The sequence below is a fragment of the Neobacillus pocheonensis genome (assembly GCF_050477905.1).
In the GTDB taxonomy this organism is placed as follows: Bacteria; Bacillota; Bacilli; order Bacillales; family Cytobacillaceae; genus Neobacillus; species Neobacillus pocheonensis_A.
This window is the reverse complement of record NZ_JBCNAD010000122.1, coordinates 1-1540: the sequence shown is the minus strand read 5'-3', so window position 1 is coordinate 1540 and position 1540 is coordinate 1. Positions and strand designations below refer to the sequence as shown.

The following is a 1540-nucleotide window of genomic DNA, read 5'->3' as shown; positions in this document are numbered from 1 at the left end:
GAGCAAGCGCCAGCGCTGCAGTACCGGCCTGCGAATCAAGCCCCGGTCTTTTCTTCTTCGAGTCTTCCCGGCATGGGTTTTGTCTTTCGAGAGGTTTTCGCTTCCCGGAATCACTTCGCACGGCCAGAAGGGCCGGGAGGTCGCGCATTTGGGCGGCCTCCGGTCTTGGCGGCCACAAGAGAATCCGAAGCTACCGCCGCGCGGCGGTGGCAACCATCCGGGCAGCGCACGGCCTCTCGCGCCGGTTAGGGTGCGCGCATCATGCGCGGCCTGGCCGGGGCGGCCCGGCTCCGATCTGCACTACAGGCAACAAGGCAACAAAAAAAACGCCAAGGAACATCTTGCTTGGCGCTTCGCTCTTCTTGTTAAACTGGCAAGCCGACTGTCCAGTATGTTCTATAATCGCAATGGTCGGATACTTCAACGTTAGCGCGTAGTGCAACGTCGAACAGTTTCATCATTCCCGCATCATTAGGACGAACGTTGGTATCGTCCTTATCGTCCACCACGACAAGCGACAGCAGCGGTACGGCGTAGATCGGAACACCGCCTTTGAACAGTACATACTTGCTATTCATGTGGACGTAAGAATCGTAGGAGTTCTTGATCGTCAGCGCTAGCTCCAAGTTTTCCGGTAAAACCCCCTCATTTACAAGCCCCTCGAAGGCGAAACATAGTTCCGTAGGTAAAAACTTAAATTCAGCCTTATCTTCATCCGTGGTTACACCTTCGGATTTATAGAACAGTTCCAGCAGCTTGCCGGGCGACATATCCAAGTCCCGGCCATCCCTCAAAACAATATCTAACATTTCCCGTTCTTCCGTTTCAGCAATGCCGATCTGATAAGGGTAGTTTGGTTGATTAGTAATAATGCAAAACGTTGCCCAATACTCGGCATACTGCCCAGAGATAAACAACCATTCGCCCTTTGCAATGTGTTCCCGGTATGTATCGCAAGCAGCCAGCAGTACGGATTCGGGGTTATAATCACTTGTAACCTCAATTTCCTGCAGCAGCTTATAAGTATTTGTTTCCGAATTGATAAGATACAGTTTTTTCATTAAAATTTCCTCCTCATGGAAAATATAAATTGTAGCAACATTTTCAAGCCGGATTCACAGTCTAGCCGACCGTTTCCGACCGATGCCAACCCTTGCGATTTCAGCAGCTTTCATTGAAAGCCATTCTCCTTCTTCTTTACTTTTTTGCTTAAATCGAAAATCTGGATTCGCTTGCGGCTCTAGCCCGAGCGGCGATGAGCGGAATCCTTTAGGGCTTGATGAGCAAATGCCGCCGCCAGCTGGCAAGCGTGAAGCGTATGGAGATTTCAAAGAGCAGAACATCCGTATTTCGAAGCGGTCAAGCCGCGTTTAACCATGCCGGTTCTTGAAGTGCAACGGTCTGCTCGGCTTGCCGGGATGGCGTTCTCGAAAGAGAAAAGTCACCATTGCACGGAGAGGTTCGGTGTGGTTGGCTATAATGACCGATTCGAAATACGTCCGGATGTCGCTCGTAGAAAACGACAGGAGCAAGCGCCAGC

At 51.0% G+C, this 1540-nt stretch carries 2 protein-coding genes; both read right to left on the bottom strand.

Annotated elements, in window-relative coordinates; translation table 11 throughout:
• Positions 1–365: 365 nt before the first annotated feature.
• Positions 366–1061: a hypothetical protein gene (locus ABES02_RS29875; RefSeq protein ID WP_430141702.1), complete on the bottom strand. Its 696-nt coding sequence runs from the start codon at positions 1059–1061 to the stop codon at positions 366–368.
• A gap of 54 nt (positions 1062–1115) precedes the next feature.
• On the bottom strand, positions 1116–1331 hold the full coding sequence (locus ABES02_RS29870; protein WP_430141700.1) for a hypothetical protein: 216 nt from the start codon (positions 1329–1331) through the stop codon (positions 1116–1118).
• Positions 1332–1540 lie beyond the last annotated feature (209 nt).